The 18,383-nt window shown below is 44.6% G+C and carries 16 protein-coding genes; 10 read left to right on the forward strand and 6 right to left on the reverse strand.

Annotated elements, in window-relative coordinates; translation table 11 throughout:
* Positions 1–59: 59 nt before the first annotated feature.
* The 5 genes from ptsP to WS40_RS00910 all read left to right on the forward strand — a co-directional run bounded on the left by ptsP (position 60) and on the right by WS40_RS00910 (position 6,054).
* Positions 60–1,727 (forward strand): phosphoenolpyruvate--protein phosphotransferase, encoded by a 1,668-nt coding sequence (ptsP, locus tag WS40_RS00890; RefSeq protein ID WP_046439398.1) that lies wholly within the window; start codon positions 60–62, stop codon positions 1,725–1,727.
* A 280-nt stretch (positions 1,728–2,007) separates the two neighbouring features.
* The gene (locus tag WS40_RS00895) at positions 2,008–2,760 is read left to right on the forward strand and encodes a hypothetical protein (RefSeq protein ID WP_046439400.1); all 753 of its coding nucleotides are present in this window, start codon (positions 2,008–2,010) and stop codon (positions 2,758–2,760) included.
* A complete protein-coding gene (locus WS40_RS00900) occupies positions 2,753–3,709 on the forward strand; it encodes an ABC transporter ATP-binding protein (RefSeq protein WP_046439402.1) in 957 nt (318 codons plus the stop codon). The genes WS40_RS00895 and WS40_RS00900 overlap by 8 nt, the downstream gene beginning before the upstream one ends.
* Positions 3,702–5,024: an ABC transporter permease gene (locus WS40_RS11220; RefSeq protein WP_325208346.1), complete on the forward strand. Its 1,323-nt coding sequence runs from the start codon at positions 3,702–3,704 to the stop codon at positions 5,022–5,024. The genes WS40_RS00900 and WS40_RS11220 overlap by 8 nt, the downstream gene beginning before the upstream one ends.
* A gap of 178 nt (positions 5,025–5,202) precedes the next feature.
* Positions 5,203–6,054: a putative manganese transporter gene (locus WS40_RS00910; protein WP_022287705.1), complete on the forward strand. Its 852-nt coding sequence runs from the start codon at positions 5,203–5,205 to the stop codon at positions 6,052–6,054.
* A 116-nt stretch (positions 6,055–6,170) separates the two neighbouring features.
* Here WS40_RS00910 and WS40_RS00915 read toward each other — a convergent pair whose 3' ends face one another.
* The 6 genes from WS40_RS00915 to sfsA form a co-directional block, all read right to left on the reverse strand.
* The gene (locus WS40_RS00915) at positions 6,171–7,511 is read right to left on the reverse strand and encodes an ATP-binding protein (protein ID WP_370817392.1); all 1,341 of its coding nucleotides are present in this window, start codon (positions 7,509–7,511) and stop codon (positions 6,171–6,173) included.
* A 16-nt stretch (positions 7,512–7,527) separates the two neighbouring features.
* Positions 7,528–8,205, reverse strand: coding sequence for a response regulator transcription factor (locus tag WS40_RS00920; protein WP_022287707.1), 678 nt, complete (start codon positions 8,203–8,205; stop codon positions 7,528–7,530).
* A 440-nt stretch (positions 8,206–8,645) separates the two neighbouring features.
* The gene (locus WS40_RS00925; RefSeq protein WP_046439405.1) at positions 8,646–8,912 is read right to left on the reverse strand and encodes a hypothetical protein; all 267 of its coding nucleotides are present in this window, start codon (positions 8,910–8,912) and stop codon (positions 8,646–8,648) included.
* Positions 8,913–9,128: 216 nt separating this feature from the next.
* Positions 9,129–10,520 (reverse strand): C40 family peptidase, encoded by a 1,392-nt coding sequence (locus tag WS40_RS00930; protein WP_325208347.1) that lies wholly within the window; start codon positions 10,518–10,520, stop codon positions 9,129–9,131.
* Positions 10,521–10,692: 172 nt separating this feature from the next.
* Positions 10,693–11,856 carry a stage II sporulation protein P gene (gene spoIIP, locus WS40_RS00935; protein WP_046439409.1) on the reverse strand — a complete coding sequence of 388 codons (1,164 nt, stop codon included), beginning with the start codon at positions 11,854–11,856 and terminating at the stop codon, positions 10,693–10,695.
* Between the two features lie 59 nt (positions 11,857–11,915).
* A complete protein-coding gene (gene sfsA, locus WS40_RS00940) occupies positions 11,916–12,602 on the reverse strand; it encodes a DNA/RNA nuclease SfsA (RefSeq protein WP_046439411.1) in 687 nt (228 codons plus the stop codon).
* Positions 12,603–12,824: 222 nt separating this feature from the next.
* Between sfsA and WS40_RS00945 the strand changes: the two genes are divergently transcribed.
* The 5 genes from WS40_RS00945 to dnaK all read left to right on the forward strand — a co-directional run bounded on the left by WS40_RS00945 (position 12,825) and on the right by dnaK (position 18,241).
* Positions 12,825–13,649: a hypothetical protein gene (locus tag WS40_RS00945; protein WP_022287712.1), complete on the forward strand. Its 825-nt coding sequence runs from the start codon at positions 12,825–12,827 to the stop codon at positions 13,647–13,649.
* 29 nt (positions 13,650–13,678) lie between these two features.
* Positions 13,679–14,428, forward strand: coding sequence for a hypothetical protein (locus tag WS40_RS00950; RefSeq protein ID WP_046439415.1), 750 nt, complete (start codon positions 13,679–13,681; stop codon positions 14,426–14,428).
* 251 nt (positions 14,429–14,679) lie between these two features.
* Positions 14,680–15,708 carry a heat-inducible transcriptional repressor HrcA gene (gene hrcA / locus WS40_RS00955; RefSeq protein WP_046439417.1) on the forward strand — a complete coding sequence of 343 codons (1,029 nt, stop codon included), beginning with the start codon at positions 14,680–14,682 and terminating at the stop codon, positions 15,706–15,708.
* A gap of 22 nt (positions 15,709–15,730) precedes the next feature.
* Positions 15,731–16,303, forward strand: coding sequence for a nucleotide exchange factor GrpE (gene grpE / locus WS40_RS00960; RefSeq protein ID WP_022287715.1), 573 nt, complete (start codon positions 15,731–15,733; stop codon positions 16,301–16,303).
* A 63-nt stretch (positions 16,304–16,366) separates the two neighbouring features.
* Positions 16,367–18,241, forward strand: coding sequence for a molecular chaperone DnaK (gene dnaK, locus WS40_RS00965; protein WP_046439419.1), 1,875 nt, complete (start codon positions 16,367–16,369; stop codon positions 18,239–18,241).
* Positions 18,242–18,383: the final 142 nt, after the last annotated feature.

Below are 18,383 nucleotides of genomic sequence, written 5' to 3' on the forward strand. Positions count from 1 at the left end.
TTAAACAAATGGTGATATAATTATATCAGATAGGTATGTTTTTTTGGGGGTGAGCGCTCATGATAAGCATAAAAGGACGATCGGTATTCGGAAGCATTGCAAGAGGAAAGCTGACCTTTTATCATCGTGACGAATTTATCATCAACAAGATAAAAGTGTCCGACCCTGAACTTGAATACAAAAAATATGTCAAGGCTAAAAACGCTGCTCTTGTGGAGCTTGGGGAGCTTTATGACCGTGCAAGGTTAAGCGTTGGGGAAGGCGACGCTCAAATATTTGTGATACACCAAATGCTTATCACCGACGAGCAATACGACAGCAGTATTCGCACAAAGATACTTGACGAGCATTTCAATGCCGATTATGCAGTTGCAAGCACTTCAAGAAGCTTTGCGGAGATGCTGGCACAAATGGACAGCGAATATATGCAAAGCAGAGCGGCTGACGTCAAGGACGTTTCAAACAGACTTTTAAGACACATTTTAAACTGTGCCGACAAGCTTCCCATACTCAGAGAGAACGCCATTATCTGCACCGGTGACCTTATGCCCTCAGAAACCCTGCTCATGGACAAGACGAAGATAAAGGGCTTCTGCACAAGGTCCGGTTCTGTGAACTCTCATACTGCGATACTTGCGAAAAATCTTGGCATACCTGCCATTGTAAACGTTGGAGCAGAGCTTTCTGACGAATACGAGGGCAAGGAAGCCGTTCTTGACGGCTACAGCGGAACGCTTTACATAGAGCCTGATGAGCATACTCTCAGACAGCTTGAATACAAGGAAGCCGTTGAGGGCAGGAAAAAGGAACTTCTCACAAGGCTCAAAGGCAGAAAAAACATCACTCGTGACGGACATGAGATAAAGATATATGCGAATATACTCAACTCTGAGGAGCTTGAATCGGCGGTAAAAAACGACGCAGGTGGGATAGGTCTTTTCAGAACGGAGTTTATGTGCTTTGACAGACCTGCTTTTCCTGACGAGGATTTTCAGTTTTACACCTACCGCAAGGCATTGGAGGCAATGGAGGGTAAAGAGGTCATAATAGGCACTTATGATATAGGTGCAGACAAGATACCTGATTGTGCAGACATGAGTGCTGAGAGAAATCCCTCTATGGGCTGTAGAGGCATACGATTTTGTCTTGAAAGAGAAAGCATATTCAAAACACAGCTAAGGGCGTTATACAGAGCGTCTGTTTACGGACAGCTTTCAATACTTCTGCCTATGGTCATAGACGTGAGCGAGATACTGAGGGTGAAAGAGCTTATCGTGCAGGTCAAGGCAGAGCTTATAAAAGAGGGCAGGAAATTTGCCGACAATGTTAAGCTCGGGGCAATGATAGAGACCCCTGCGGCGGTGATAACAAGCGATATCATTGCCAAAGAGGTGGACTTTTTCAACATCGGCACCAACGACCTTGAACAGTTCACCTTTGCACTTGACAGGCAGAACCCATGTTATGACAGGGTATCACCGAAAAATCACAGGGCACTGCTTAGAATGATAAAAATGGTGTGCGACAACGCCCATGCAAACGGCATAAAAGCAGGCATTTGCGGTGAGATAGCAGGCGACCCAACGCTCACAGAGATATTTCTGGAGCTTGATGTGGATATGCTGTCGGTAGTTCCGTCAAGGGTACTGCCGCTGAGAAAGGCGGTAAGGAGCATAAGTCTTAAAGACCCGAAAAAGGCAGAGAATGACCTGAAGCTCTTTTTATAAAAAGGATAATTTTCCTCATTTCATATAGGCGGTGGGATACGTTATCGTGCGTGTTCCACCGCCTTTTTGCTTTGCTTGCAAATACGCTAATAAGGAGAGCGAACTGTTCGCCACTACAGATATTTAAACAAAAACCATATTTTATCTTATGGTCTGTATGGTTGTCTTATGAAAATCTTAAGCGTTTCTTAAACCGGTTGACAGTTGGAAAGGGCTATGATAAACTTATATACGTTGACGGGAAAACCGTGAAAAAGAAGGAACACAAGGAGGAGAAACTTTGAAACTAAGAAACATAAACAGAGGTTTGGTTCTTGGCGGTGTGCTTGCGCTGGTCGTTGTATGCTACACAGCGTATGATAACAACCAGTTCAAGACTTCCAAGCCTGAGATAGAACAGACTATGAGGGATTATATCGCAGACTTGACAAGTGCAAACGTTGGAAGCAGTGATAAGTTAAAAAGTCAACTGACAGATTTTGTGGATAAGCATTATACTGACTACACCACTTCTGACAATGAGTACGCTTCGTCAAAGTCAGGACTTCTGGACGAAATAAACCAAGCTGAAGTTGCAACGCAGGGGGGAGATATCACCTCGGCTGAGTATGACATAAAAGAGATGTCAATAAACAAGAGCGGAGCCGACGGAGCAAAGGTCACTATGATATACAATGTGTGCTATGACGTATCAAAGGGCGACCCAACTTTTCTCACGACCAACGGCATAAGCACCATGACAAGCGGTAACTACACAAATTCCGACAACTATGAGCCTAGCACATCTTCATACAAGGCGATTTTCAGTTATGAAAATGCTGAATTTTATCTTTTGCGTACTTCTGACGGCTGGAAGATAGCAACGTCCAGCGACTACGGATATGGCGAGGATTACAGCTTTGATGATAACAACAGTGACAGCGTGGCTGATGAAAGCAAGGCTGAGTCTGAGATAGTTCCGGACAGCAGTTTGTCAGAAAGCTCAGACAGTGCAGAAAATACCGACAGCGAGGGGGCAGACAGCGTTGAGTGATACTATTCTAAAGATAAAGGGGCTTAACAAGACCCTTGGCAAAAAGCAGATACTTCACAGCATAGATATGGAGTGTTACAGTGGCGAGGTCTACGGCTTTCTCGGTCCTAACGGCGCAGGAAAGACCACAACTATAAAGATAGCAGTGGGACTTTTACAGCTTGACGAGGGGGAGATATCCATTAACGGAAAGGATATCAAAAAAGACTTTGAGGGCGCAATGGCGAACGTTGGAGGCATTGTTGAAAACCCTGAGATGTATAAATATCTCTCGGGACTTGAAAACCTACGTCAGTATGCAAGAATGAGAGAGGGAGTAACTGAGAAGCGTATCAAAGAGGTGGTGGAGCTTGTAAGGCTTTCAAACCGCATTAATGACAAGGTGTCGAAATACTCTCTGGGTATGCGTCAGCGTCTTGGCGTTGCGCAGGCTATACTCCACAGACCAAAGCTTCTTATCCTTGACGAGCCTACAAATGGTCTTGACCCGCAGGGCATAAAGGAGCTTCGTGACATACTCAAAGAGCTTGCTCACAAGGAAGGCACTTGCGTTGTGGTATCCTCACACCTCATGAGCGAAATGGAAATGATGTGCGACAGAGTGGGCATTATCGCAAACGGAAAAATGATAGGCTCATACACAATGGAGGAGCTTATCTCACAGTCTGACAGCTCAATTGCTGAATATGTACTTGAAGTTGACGACCCGCAAAAGGCTATGAGTCTTATAAAGCTCGCAGACGAGGGCAAGCACATCGACAAGGAAACAGGTGCAGTTGTCCTTTCTATCCCTGTGGAGATAGAGAAGAAAAAGATAGCCTCGGTGAACAAGACGCTTATCGAGGGCGGAGTTTCACTTTACACTGTTCACCGCAGAGAGAACAAGAAGCTTGAGGACGTATTCATCGAGCTTACAGGAGGAAAGGAGGGGGGCGTACAGATTGGCTAGATTTTTCAGACTTGTGAAAAACGAGTACATAAAGGTTTTCAAAAAGCTATCAACAAAAATAATGATCGTGCTTATAATAATATGTGCGCTTGGACTTTCAGGCATTGCACTTTTTGCAAAGCACAATATGGAGAGCAATAACTATTCAAGCTATGACGCAACTGGTGATTATCAGGAAACCATAGACTGGCTCAAAAACACAAACGGCGACCCTAACGAGATCGCAATGTGGCAGTATCTTATAGACAACGATATCGACAGCGATGATTGGAAATATGATGTACTGTCAGCCGTGTTCGCAAACGGCACTGGTGATATGTCAGGGATAAAGAAGTATCTTGACGACAACGATTGGCGTGGCTTCTGTCAATACAGGCTGGATAATGACATACTCACAGAGGGTGAAAAGTGGGAATATCAATACAGGTTGGACAAGGATATTTCCTTTGACAAGTCAAACGAGAAGAAAAACGATCTTATCATGACAGTTGCAAATGCAAAAAACACCATTGCGACCATGGGCGACGCAAAGTCTGACGGACAGAACAGCAGAGCAAAGCTGGAGGATAATATAAAACTTGCACTCTATCAGCTTGACAATGATAAGCTCGACAACACAGCAAACCAAATGACGCTGTTTGAAACAAACGAGCCTGAGCAGATAACATTCTGGACAGTGTTCCTCACAAGCACTTCCCTTGTAACAGTAGTCGCACTGCTTGCTATCGTTATCGCAGGCGGCATTGTGTCCTCTGAATTTTCACAGGGAACTGTCAAGTTCCTGCTTATAAACCCTGTTAAACGCTGGAAGATACTGATGTCAAAATACTTCACTGTCATCACAGTGGGTTACATAATGCTTTGCATACTTTTTGTGGTAATGATACCTATTACAGGGCTTATGCTCGGCTTTGACGGCTTCTCAACGCCTTATATCTATGTAAGCGGCGGCGAAGTAAAGGAAATGCCTACACTGCTTTATGCGGCAGAGCAATATCTGATGAAAAGCGTTGAAATGGTGGTAATGTCAACACTGGCGTTTGCTATCTCGTCACTCGTAAGAAGCACAGCCCTTGCTATCGGCGTCAGCGTATTCACAATGTGCATAGGCTCAACGGTCACACAGCTTTTGGGTCAGCTTGGACAGGATTGGGCAAGATTCCTTGTGTTCGCAAACACAGACCTTGCTTCTATCTCAAAGGGCTACTCAATATTTGCCCAGCACAGCGTGACCTTTGCCGTAGGCGTTCTTATAGCACACATGGTGGTGTTCCTGCTCACCGCATGGGACGGCTTTACAAAGCGTTCTGTATAAAACAGAATAAAAACATCAAACGGGCGGAGAAATTTCGTCCGTTTTTTGTTGCTGAAAAGGGTAAACAAATGAACAGATTATCATATAAACATAAGATTGACAAGGGTGAATAAATATTGTATAATAGTCGAGTTGATACAGAGATCGTTTTAATGGATATTTTACAGGAGATAGATATATGTTTGAAACTTTAGTTGACGTTTTTCTTGACGCATTAATAGACAGCCTTAAGATCCTGCCTTTTCTGTTCGGTGTTTATCTGCTTATAGAGTATATAGAGCATCGTTCTGCCGACAAGCTTGGAAAGGCTCTTAGAAAAATGGGACCTTTTGGTGCAATAGGAGGAAGCATACTTGGAGCAGTGCCACAGTGCGGATTTTCCGTTGTGGCTTCCAACCTTTACTCAGGCAGGCTGATCACAATGGGAACTCTCATTTCGGTATACCTTGCCACAAGCGACGAGGCAATACCAATGATGATAGCAAACCCTGCGTTTGCCGGCAAGCTTTGGCAGCTTATTCTTATAAAGGTAGCTGTGGCTATAATAGCAGGTGTGCTTGTTGACCTTATCTTAAAGCTTATGGGCAAAAAGCAGGACGAAGAGCCTTTCAAAGAGATATGCGAGGACTGCGACTGCGAACACCACAGTATTTTGCACTCGGCACTTCACCACACTGTAAGCATAATACTTTTTATATTTGCGGTAAACCTTATTCTCGGTGCGGTAATGGAGTTTGCAGGAGAGGACACAGTAAAGACCCTGCTTATGTCTGACAGCATAGTTCAGCCGTTCATAGCAGGAATAATAGGCTTTATCCCGAACTGTGCGGCTTCTGTTGTTCTCACTCAGCTTTATATCGAGGGCGTTGTGAGCTTCGGCTCGCTTATCGCAGGACTTTGCACAGGAGCAGGAGTGGGACTTCTGGTGCTTTTCAAGACCAACAAGCACAACATGAAAGAGAATTTCGCCATAATGGGAATACTTTATGTTTTCGGCGTGGCAGCAGGCTTTGTGGCAAGTCTGTTCTAAAACATGATAGACAGATAAAAGGAGCAATTCGCAATGAACTGCTCCTTTTTGTTTGCAAAAAATCTTCGTATGTATAATGGGCTGTGATAGGCGGGCGACCCAAGGTTGCCCCTACACTACATCATATCCTCAATAAGATAAGGCAGGCTTATGCGGAAGCAAACGCCGCCTTTTTTCATATCGTTTTCTACCTCTATGCTTCCCTCGGAAAGCTCGATTATCCTTTTTACAAGTGCAAGTCCAAGACCGTTGCCCTCTGTTGCACGGGAGCGGTCGCCCTGATAGAACTTATCAAATATCTTCGCCTTTACGTCAGGGGCTATAGACGGACCGTTGTCCCATATCTCCGCTGAAATATTTTTCTCGTTGCGGAAAAGCTTCACGCTTATCTTTCCGCCCTCCGGAGTGAACTTGATAGCGTTGTTGATGATATTCTGCCATATCTGTGCCATAAGCTCCTCACTGCCCACATACATGATATCCTCAAGGTCGATATCAAGGTCGATTTTTTTCTTCGACCACTCAGGTTCAAGCACAAGAAGTATTTTTCTTATCTGCTCGTCAAGAGAAAATCTTGTCTTTTTGCCCACTGTTTTCTGATTTTCAAGCTTTGTGAGCCTCAAAATATTTGACGAAAGCTTTGAAAGCCGTGATGTTTCGTCGATTATTATCTGCGTGTATTCCTCACGCTCCTGCTCGGTTATATCGTCAGATTGCAGAAGCTTTGCAAAGCCCTGTATGGAAGCCAGAGGCGTTTTGAACTCGTGGGAAACGTTTGAGATAAAGTCACCTCTCAGCGTTTCCGTACCTGCAAGCTCCTCAGCCATTTTGTTAAAGTTCTGCGCAAGTATGCTGTATTCAGGATCAGACGGCTCTCTTACTCTTACCTTAAAATTGCCCTTTGCTATCTCAGCCGCCGCCGCACTAAGATCTCGTATAGGCTGTATAATGCTTCGGCTCATGAACGCTGTTATAATGGTACCGATAACGATACAGACCATAAAAGCTATGATGACAACAAGGTTTACTACCCAGTAAACGCTGTCGCTTGAAAAGCTGTCTATGATAACGAACTTATCATAGACCTGGGAGATTATAGTTGCGTTAGGCACAACGCCCTCTGAGGACACATAATATCCCTTATGCACGATATCTGCAAAATGGTCGTGTACTCTTGAATCGTTTTTATCCACCACTGACAGACTATAGGCTGAATTGTTCACAATGGAAACTATCTCGTCCACAGTGAAGCCGCCCTTTTCTTCAAGCTGATCCATTGCCATGGAAAGCTCCACCAACTGCTGTTCGGCATTGCTTTTCATTACAGGACTGCACACCATTACAAGCACTGACACCGATATAGAAGCCGACACCAGCATCACAAAGAAAAACATAAGAGTCAGCTTGAACTGCAAACTTGTTTTATTTTTGGTCTTTTTCTTATCCAAACCCCTCACCCCTCAAGCTTATCCCTCACTGCTTTTTCACAGCCTTATAGCCAAGTCCACGAACCGTGACAATATCAAAGGATTCACAGCTTCCGTAACGCTCTCTCAGCCTTTTAACGTGAACGTCAACAGTACGCTCGTCAACGTCCTTATCCATGCCCCAAAGCTCGTCAAGGAGCTGGCGGCGTGTGAATATCTTGTCAGGGTAGCTGAGCAGTTTAAAAAGCAGTTTGAACTCCATTTGCGGTATAGTTTCCGCCGCTCCGCCGTCAACCGCCACGCTCATAGCGTCATAATCAAGCACGCAGTTTCCTACAGTAAGAGAATGTTCCGACGCCATTTTTGAACGCCTTAAAAGCGCACCCACACGGAGTATCATCTCATTTATATCAATAGGCTTTACCATATAATCGTCTGTGCCGGCAGAAAAGCCCTCCTGCTTGTCCTCGAAGGTCTCCTTTGCGGTGACCATAAGTATAGGCAGGTTGAAATCAGCTTTTCTGAGCTGTCTTGTAAGCTCATATCCGTCCATATTCGGCATCATTATATCCGAAATTATAAGGTCTATATTCGTTTTTTCAAGAACGTCCAAAGCCTCCAGACCGTCATTTGCAAGAAAAGTCACATAGCCATGCTGTTTAAGTGCGGCAGACATGAGCTTTCTAAGGCTTGCGTCGTCCTCCACCACAAGTATCTGAAACATAAAATATCCTCCCTCGTAAAAAAAAATTCCCCAATAATGACATTATAGCTTATAATTGTGAACTGGTGATTAACATTTATTTTTTTCAAAAAACTCTCCGAAATCCCCTGAAAATTCATATTCGGTTCACACAGAACTGGTATTATATAATCACAGCAGAAGAAACAAAAAAAGCTTTGGTAATTGGTAAAACTTAAAGTCAGGTTTTTGTCTTCTTTCCCTCTGCGATTCCCCAAGTCGCTGATACATTTCCTCGTCTTTAGGTTTTACCAAATACCAAAGAATCCCTTTCATAATTCTATAAAAAATTAATGCTCATTTCAGCCGATGGAAGTGGGTATTAATTTTTTTTATTGCTCTTTTAAGACAAGATACGACAAAAAAAACGCAGAAGCCATATAAAATGACCTCTGCGGATATTTTTTTGCCTTTATTAGCCGTTAGCTACAAAGCTTTTCACGAAGCTCAGCCGCCTTTCCAAGAAGCGCACAGATGTAGCTGTCCACATCAGGCTTTGCAAATCCACCGAGCGCTGAGCCTTTAAGCTTTCGCTGACCTGTTTCTCCGGGGATAACAAAGTTATCACCGTTCTTTTTCCTTTCGATAGCCGACTCCAGCATATAGATCTCGCTGGTTATGGTGTCGATATATTTTAATGTATCAAGCTTATCATAGCCGCCAAAAAAACACGTTTTCAGACTATCCATTATTCTTCCCCCTGCCTTACTGCTGTTTTGTACAGCAATTGTTATCAAAGCCTACAATCTTTATTTGATTTAATTATATCACAAATACTTAGCTTTGTCAATAGGTTTGAAAATGAATGTTCACAATTAAGTAATTTTATATGAATTTTCGTGGCGTTTTATGTTGAATAATTATAGATATAAAAAAACGCAGCCCTTGCAGACTGCGTTTTTACGTTATATAAGTCTTTTTATTATAGTGATGTTGTTGTATCTTGAAAAATACTCAACATTTGAAATAACGATACCAGTGTCAGTGTTCTGGGCGTGTACCATTTTGCCGTCGCCGATATAGATAGCAACGTGGTAAATGCTCGAGATCGACGCTCCGCCAAAGAAGATAACGTCGCCCTTCTTCATGTTGTTATATGAAACTGTAGTGCCATATAAAGCCTGCGAAGCCGCATAGTGCGGAAGATTTATTCCCACCTGTGCGAACGAGAGCATCACAAGACCCGAACAATCCGTTGCACCAAACTGTGAACCGCCCCATACATACGCTCCGCCCACCATGCTTTTGGCATATGAAACAACAGTGTCTATTTTAGAACTGCTTGAATTATCAGGCTTAGGCGCAGGCGCTGCTGTTGTGGTAGTGGTCTTTTTGCTTGTTTCAGGCTTTGGCTTAGCTGTTTCCTGGGGAGTTGTGGTAGTCTGAGCCGTAGTTTCGTCAGGCTTTTCCGTCTGAGCCGGCTTCTTCGTGGTAGTGGTCTTTTCACCGCTGTTGCCACTCTTTTTGGTGGTGGTAGTCTTTTTCTTGGTGGTGGTCGTAGTCGTGGTGGTATTCGCCTTTGAGGACACCTCCGAATACTTATTGTCCACCTGCTGTGACTTATTTTCAAGGTCGCTCTTATCGTTCTTTATCTGCTCGATAAGCTTGCCCGACTCCTGCTCCATTTTCAGAAGCTCTGCCTGCTCGCCCTCCAAAGTTTTCTGCTCCTTGGCATATTCCTCAGCCTTTGCTTTGAGCTGTTTTATCTGCTCATCAAGCTCCGCCTTGGTCTTTTCAAGCTTTTTATACTGATCCAAAAGCTCGTTAAGCTCGTCATTATCGTGCTTTGCAACTCTCGTCACAAGCTCTATCCTCATAAGGATGTCATAAAAATCAGATGAATTTATCAGCACGTTCGTGTACGAATCTGCTCCGCCTGCAACATACATTGCACGAATACGCTCCATAAAATCGTCCTTGCCCTCGTTTATTGCAGTTTCCTGCAAGTCAAGGCTGTGCTGAGTGTCAAGCTGTTTGCCGTCAAGCTCTGCCATTTGATCTTCAAGCTCAGAGGAATATTTCTCTGAATTTGCTATTTTTTTCTGTATGGATTTATATTTTTTCTTTATAGCCTCAAGGTTGTCCTGCTCGTCGGCAAGCTTTTTGTCAGCGTCAGCTATCTGCTTATCAAGCTCCTGCTGTTGCTTTTTCAGCTCTTCAAGCTGACTGCTGTATGTATCGTTATCCGCCAAAGCGATATCACTTACGCTTCCGTCAGAAAAACCAAAGGCGGCAAAAGCTATGCACAGAGCCATACAGCCTGCGGCTATTCTTTTCATGGGGTAAATTTTTTTCATAATATCAGTTCTCCAAAATATGAGCGTATTATATATTTCTCACGCTGTAACGTTTATGTAGTCCCTTTAATTATAACGCAAAACCCCGTTCTTGTCAAGAAACCAACCGCTAAAAGCCGTATTTTCGGCATTTTAAGACAATTCGCCACACATATTTTGTGCGTTATTGCACCTATTCTCCTCCGAACATCTCACCCAAGGTCTTTCCTATAAGCTCGCCTGTATACTGAGCCTGAGTGATAGAATTGCCGTGGCTTCCCACCTCTATAAGAAGCGAGCCGGTGGTCAAGTCCTGATTATAGTGGCGATAGTCAAACAGAATAGGACGTGTAAGTCCCTGCCAGTCGCTTTCCAGTGCCGACTGCAAGGCACAGGCAAAGTGAAAATTCTTCATATAGTCAGGCATACCCATAGTGCCGTCATCACACCCTGATATTATCATAAGCTGAGCCGCTTCCCTGCCCTCTATCTCCGCCACAGGTGCGAGCCTTGTGCCGTCCTCACGCTCTATGCCGTCACGGTGAACGTCAAGGCATACCTTTATAGAGGGGTACTCCTCCAATATCTGCTTTACCGCCATTCGGCTTGAATCGTAAGAGCCGTCATAGCTGGGATAATCATGCACAAGTGTATCGTGGATATACGCAACGCCTGCTTTGTCAAGCTGTTCGCATATCTTGTCCCCTACCGACAGCATATTCATTTCAGGGTCAGTGGTCTTGCAGGAAAAGGAGCTGTCATAGTGGTCTTTGTCTGTGGGCTCAAAGCTTTCCGTGGCGTGTGTGTGATAAATAAGTATCTGCGGCTCAGAGGAATTTCCGTCTATTTGAAAATCATACGGCTTTGAGCTTTCCTCATAAAGCTCATCATTTGAAAGCTCAGTGCAGTTTCTCACCTGACCGCCGCCGTCAAGGTCGAAATACTGCTCGCCGTCATATCTGCCGTAGGTGTATTTTTCTATAACACCGTCATTCCCATCCATGCTTGCAGGGTATGGTATCTTGTCCGTCACATCCTGAGCAGGCAAAGGACTTGGCACTTCTGCGCTTACAGAGGGCGTTTGCTTCTCCTGTGGCGCCATATCCATATCCCATATGCTGTGCTTTGACACCACCGCCGCTTCAAGTTTACTTGGATATGCGGTCTGCGCAGCTGCTTTGCTATCATCATCAGCGGAAAAATAAGGTTTGTATTCTCCCATCGCCACCCCTGCAACCGCAGCCGCCACCCTGCCGAACCTGCTTGCAGATCTTGCATAAAGCCATATCCCCGTTGGCATAACGAACGCCACAATTATAACTGCAACACAACGCAGGCAGACTTTCTTTATATCCAATGCTGTCACTCCCATATACATCTTAGTATTATAATGTATATGCAGGACGAGCCGTCATATTACCTGCCCAACTTCACCTTAACAGGCTTGCCCACTGTCATAGAGTCATGAGTTACGTTGCAGTCATAGCATAGTATCTTCACGCCCTTTCGGGAAGCTTTCTCCAAAGCCTCTCCGAACTCAGGGTGAGTGTCATAATTTGGAGTGAAATATTTCACATCGCTCATCTGAACGAGTATCATTATATAAGACTCATACCCCTCGTCAAGGCAGTGAGAAAGCTCCTCTATATGCTTCACCCCACGGAGGGTAGGAGCGTCAGGGAAAAGCACAACGCCGTCTTTCTCAAGCGTACAGCCCTTGACTTCCATGAAGATCTTCCTATCCTGCGACTCTAAGTAAAAATCAAAGCGTGAATTGCCGTATTTCTTTTCGGGATAGACCGAGAAGCCCTCGCCAAAAGGCATTTTTTCTCTCAGCCACTCCCCTACCGCCTTATTCGGGGCTTGGCTGTCCATGTTTATGAGCCTGTCACCTTTTTCCACTGCAACAAGGTCAAAAGCGGTCTTTCTTGAAGCACTGTCTGAATGTTCAAGCCAAACAGTACACCCCTCGATCAAAAGCTCTTTGCATCTGCCAGTATTTTTCACATGGCAGACCTCGGCTTTACCGTCTATCTCAACGTTGGCGATAAACCTGTTCGGTCTTGATAGAAATTTGCCTTTATGTATATTATCGTATCTCATAATTCGCTCCTTTTATTCTTACTATTCACATTATACCACAAATATGTTTGATTATAAATACCTAAATCATGCATTTTTAGCTTTGCTGATTTGTGGTTCGATACGAAAAGGGAAAAATATTTCACAAAATCTATTGACGTTATTTGTGAAATATGTTATAGTTTTGAGTATAGGTTATATAACAATAATAATTTATTAAAATTTTAGAAAGAGGTATTTATAATGAAAAAAATAACTGCACTTCTCGTTTCACTTATAATGTCATGCGCAGTAATGGCAGGCTGTTCTGACAGCAGTTCTTCAAGCTCATCAAAAGCAGACAGCACATCAAAGGCAGAAACAAGCGCAGCCGCTGACGAGTCAACTGCTTCAGAAGCAGGCACAGCCACAGATCTCGAGGATACTCTCACAGCGCAGTATACAAAGAAGATACAGGGCGAGAGCCTTGCTATCGACATGACAGTGGCAAGCGAATATGACAATTCATCAGCTGTTGTTGAGATAGCAGGCGGCAATATGCACATGAAAATGAACTTTATGGGCGTGGATATGGACATCTATAATATCGACGGAGTTATGTACACACTTGACAGCGAGTCAAAAACGTATTACACTGTTGATATGGAAGAATCTATCGACGACTTCAAGAGTGAGATAGGCTACGGCATTAACGACAGCTACAAGTTCATAAGCTCTGAAACAACTGACGACGGTCTTATCTGCGAAACTTTTGAAAGCACAGAAGATCCTGATATCGAGCTTGAATCAGGCGTAACTCTCGACACAAGCGATTCTGACGATTATTCTTTCACAACAACATTCAAGTATTACTTCAATGCTGACACAAAGGATATTGTTAAGATAGAAACTATCTCTGACGGCTCAACGACTACTGTTACAGTAAACTCATTCACAACTGAAAACGTTGAAGTCAAGCTCCCTGACGATTTTGACAGTTGGACAGAGCAGTCTTTCGATAAGGACACTGAAGATATCCCTTATGACGCTGAACTCGATGTTGAGTCAGGCGCTGAGTCAGCCGAGTGATTCTTGTCATTTTTCGGAGGCAAAATATTATGAACAAGAAAATGGTAACTATTATTGCAGCTTTGGCAATGTGTACAGCAATGGCAGGCTGCACTGGGAACGATACTGCAAGCTCTTCAAAGGCTGAAACAACTACTACAACAACGGCTGCCGCAGAGTCTGCCGCTCCTGCTGAAAGCACAGCAGACGAAAGCACAGCTGACAGCACTTCCGCAAACGCAGGCACAACAGATTATGACGTTGACGGTGATTTCAGAGCTTTCGAGCAGATGAAAGACAAGTATGAGGGCAACTATCTTGCGAACCTTACAGGTCAGATGTCAAACAACGGCACAAAGTATACTATCTGCATAAAGGACGGCAAGGCTTATCAGGCACTCACAGTTCAGGGCATGAAGTCATACACAGTTTGCCCTGGCGACGGAAAGCTTTACAACGTTTCAGAAGGCACGACCACCTACAGCATTGAGGACGACGACGGAAATCAGTGGAAGTCAGCCGACATTCTTTTCGGCGCGAACCTAGATTTTGACCACGCATATATTGACACAACAACAAACGTTGTTCAAGAGTATTATAACCTCGACAGCAGTGTTTCAGGCGGTGAGGGTCAGATAGTTTACGGCTTTGACGGCGCTACATATGACCTTAAGCAGGTAGTTCTGCTCCCAGAGGGTGCTGACGAATCAAGTGCAGTTTACTTCACTGTAGATTCCATAGGCGAAGCAGACGACAGCCTGCTTGCTGTTCCTGATCTTTCTGCTTATACAAAAGAATAATTTTATCTGATCTTTTTCCAACATCGGGCGGACAGACCACTGCGGTCTGCCCGCTTTTTTGCATTTCCAGCAAAGCGTTGTGCAATATGACGGAAAAGAAGTTCAAATATTTTTGAAATTTGTGAGAAAAATAGTCTTAAACCCCTTGACAAAATCGTCAAAAGGGTATAAACTATACTTAGCACTCGAGAAGAAAGAGTGCTAACACTTAAATACAATAAGTGCTAACAAGAAGAACGGGTGGTGAGCAAATGGACGACCGCAAGCTGAAAATACTTTCAGCGGTAGTCAATGAATATATCGTAACAGGCGAGCCTGTAGGCTCAAAGGCGATAATGGCTCACGTCAAAGCGTCCTCAGCGACCATAAGAAATGAAATGGCAGAACTTGAGAAGCAAGGCTATCTCGAACAGCCACACACCTCCGCAGGCAGAATACCAACATATAAGGGCTACAGGCTTTATGTTGACCAGCTCATGGAGCAAAACCAGCTTACAGCAAATGAAAAGAAGATGCTGGATTCAATGATACCGCAGGAATATGTCACAGAGGAAGACCTTGTGAACAAGGCTTCAATGGCATTGGCGGATCTTACGAAATGTGCGGCGGTGGTCGCAAACGCAACGCCAAAGTTCTCGCTTATCTCAAAGGTAGAGGTAATACCTACAGGAAAGAGAATGTACGTTATTTTGATGATAACGTCCAACGGCTCTATTAAGAATAAGGTTTGCCGATTGGAGTTCGACCTCAGTCAGGATCAGCTTGAGTTTTTTGATAACTTCGTAAAGGAAAATCTCAACGGCGTGCCTATCGACAGTCTTTCGGACGCTTATCTTGAAAAGCTCACAGAAGCAATGGGAACGTACATGATGACCCTTTCACCGCTTGTTTCCGAGATAATGAAGATGACAAAGGAAATGAGCAGCGTGTCTATCAAAGGTCAGAGTAATCTTCTCACCTGCAAGGACTTCAACCAAAATGAGATAATAAGCTTTCTCGATAATCAGAAGGAGCTTAAAGGATTTATTGACGAAACGTTCTCAGGGCTTCACGTTATGTTCTCCCCTGAGCGTGACGGGTTTGTTATCCACAACTCCTCTATTATAACAGCTCCGTTCTCAAAGGACGGCAAAACAGCAGGTGCTCTGGGGCTTATAGGACCTATGAGGCTCGACTATGCGAAGTTTATCCCATATCTCGAGTATTTCACAGGAAAGATATCGGAAATGATATCCGAAAAGCCACAAGAGCAAAACAAAGAAGATGACGAAAATAAATAAAAAGAAAGGCAGGCGGCGTAAATTGAGTAAGGAAACTGAAAAGGACACCGAGCTTGAAAAAGAGGAAAACACCTCTGCTGAAAGCGAAGAAGTGAAAGAAGCGGCGGATACCGCAGAGAATGCCACTGAGGATACAGAGAAAAAGGCGGAGGAGAGCGAAACAGAAAAGCTGAAAAAAGAGCTTGCCGAAGCAAATGACAAGTATCTCAGACTTATGGCTGAATATGATAACTTTAGAAAAAGAAGCGCAAAGGAAAGACTGGAGCTTACAGACACAGCAAAGGGAAATGTGATAAACGGCTTCCTGCCGGTGTTTGATAACTTTGAAAGAGCGTTAGGCACAGAAACTCAGGACGCAGTTTATAAACAGGGTGTTGAAATGATCTTCAATCAGTTCAGCGACGCTCTGAAAAAACTCAACGTTGAGGTCATGGAGCTTGCGGGCAAGGAATTTGACCCGAACGTTGCAACGGCGGTCAGCACAGTTGACGACCCTGACCTGGGTGAAAATATTGTGGCGCAGGTGCTTCAAAACGGCTACACCATAGGCGGCAAGGTAATAAGACACGCAATGGTAATAGTAGCAAACCCATAAACAAAGACATCGGGACTTAAGGTCTTGATATAAATTAAGTAAATTTTGAAAGGACTTGATCTTATGAGCAAAATCATCGGTATAGATTTAGGTACAACAAACTCTTGTGTAGCAGTTATGGAGGGCGGCGAAGCCGTTGTTATCCCTAACAGCGAGGGTGCAAGAACAACTCCGTCAGTAGTTGGCGTTTCAAAGAACGGCGACAGACTTATCGGTCAGGTAGCAAAAAGACAGGCTGTTACAAACTATGACAACACTGTAATTTCTATCAAGAGACATATGGGCTCTGACTACAAGGCTCACATGGGCGGCAAGGATTACACTCCACAGGAAATTTCAGCTATGATACTTCAGAAGCTGAAGGCTGACGCTGAGGCTTATCTGGGCGAAAAGGTAACAGAGGCTGTTATCACAGTTCCTGCTTACTTCACAGACGCACAAAGACAGGCTACTAAGGACGCAGGTCAGATCGCAGGTCTGACAGTTAAGAGAATCATCAATGAGCCAACAGCCGCTGCACTTTCTTACGGTATTGATAAGGAAGAGGATCAGAAGGTCATGGTTTACGACCTGGGCGGCGGTACATTCGATGTATCTATCATCGAAATGGGCGACGGTGTTACAGAAGTTCTTGCTACAGCAGGTAACAACCACCTGGGCGGCGACGACTTCGACCAGAGAATTATCGACTGGATGATTGCAGAGTTCAAGAAGACTGAGGGCGTTGACCTCTCAGGTGATAAAATGGCAATGCAGAGACTCAAGGAAGCTGCTGAAAAGGCTAAGATAGAGCTTTCTTCTACTGCTTCATCAACTATCTCTCTCCCATTCATCACAGCAGACGCTACAGGTCCAAAGCATCTTGAAATGACACTTACACAGGCTAAGTTCAACGAAATGACAGCAGACCTTGTTGAGTCAACAATGGGACCAGTTCGTCAGGCACTTTCAGATTCTGGTCTGTCAGCTAACGAGCTTCAGAAAGTCCTTATGGTCGGCGGTTCTTCAAGAATACCAGCCGTTCAGGAAGCTGTTAAGAAATTCCTTGGCAAAGAGCCATTCAAGGGCATCAACCCAGATGAGTGCGTAGCACTTGGTGCTGCATATCAGGGCGGCGTTCTCGCAGGCGATGTTAAGGACGGTCTGCTCCTCCTCGATGTAACTCCACTGTCACTTGGTCTTGAAACAATGGGCGGTATCTGCACAAAGATCATTGAGAGAAACACAACCATACCTACAAAGAAGTCACAGATATTCTCAACTGCCGCTGATAATCAGTCAGCCGTTGATATCAACGTACTTCAGGGTGAGCGTGAGTTCGCTAAGGACAACAAACAGCTCGGTATGTTCAGACTTGACGGAATCGCTCCAGCTCCAAGAGGCGTTCCACAGATCGAGGTAACATTCGATATCGACGCTAACGGTATCGTACACGTTTCCGCTAAGGATCTTGGCACAGGCAAGGAGCAGAACATCACGATCACTTCTTCAACAAATATGTCTAAGGACGATATAGATAAGGCTGTCAAGGAAGCTGAGGCATTCGCTGCAGAGGACGCTAAGAAGAAAGAGGACGTTGACGCAAGAAACGCTGCTGACCAGCTTTGCTTCCAGGCTGAAAAGTCACTGGGCGAGTTCGGCGACAAGGTAGACGCTGCTGACAAGTCAGCTTGTCAGGCTAAGATAGACGCTCTTAAGGAAGCCCTCAAGGGTACTGATATCGAGGCTATCAAGGCTAAGCACAAGGAGCTTGAGGAAACATTCCAGGGCGTTGCAACTAAGGTATATCAGCAGGCTGCACAGGCACAGCAGGCAGCAGGCGGTGCCGCAGGCTTTGACCCTAACAACATGGGCGGAGCAAATGGCGGCAGCAACGGCGGCGCTTCAAACAACGGCGGCGACGACGTTATAGACGCTGAGTTTACTGACGCAGAATAAATCATAACGGCTGCCTCTGCTCCGATTTTTCGAGCAGGGGCTATTGCCGTATTAAAAGGCTGTGTGAAAAGCGTGAAAGGACTATACTTACAAAAAGGAGGCAAGCCCATGCCCCAAGACTTTCACGATCTGCAGCTTACAG

The organism is Ruminococcus sp. N15.MGS-57, assembly GCF_000980385.1.
GTDB lineage: Bacteria > Bacillota > Clostridia > Oscillospirales > Ruminococcaceae > Hominimerdicola > Hominimerdicola aceti.